Annotated in this window: 1 protein-coding gene; it reads left to right on the plus strand. The window is 43.9% G+C overall.

Annotation, left to right across the window (positions count from 1 at the left end):
* Positions 1–391: thioesterase family protein (locus M622_RS40095; RefSeq protein WP_217995296.1), on the plus strand; the 391-nt coding region annotated here is incomplete at its 5' end.
* Positions 392–410: the final 19 nt, after the last annotated feature.

Genomic DNA, 410 nt, shown 5'->3' on the forward strand with positions numbered 1-410 from the left:
CGGACGGGGGAAAGGGGCGAATCATGCCAAAATCTCAGAATCTAGGCCATTGTTATATAAGCGTTTGTTAATAGTGCACCAACGCCTAAAAATGGAATCATATCCATTCAAAAAATACTCAACAAAAGTACCTGCCGATTGGGTCGATTTCAATGGGCACATGAACACAAAGCATTATGGTCTGGTTTTATACGATGCTCATATCGAGTTCACTGAACATCTCGACTTGGGTGAGCGTTACAGGTATGCGAACAACTGCAGCAAGGCACTTGTTGAAACTCATTGTATTTTCGAGAGAGAGCTGTGCGAGGATGACGAAATCGAAGGGCGTTGGTGCACTATTAACAAACGCTTATATAACAATGGCCTAGATTCTGAGATTTTGGCATGATTCGCCCCTTTCCCCCGTC

This window comes from Thauera terpenica 58Eu, assembly GCF_000443165.1.
Lineage (GTDB): Bacteria > Pseudomonadota > Gammaproteobacteria > Burkholderiales > Rhodocyclaceae > Thauera > Thauera terpenica.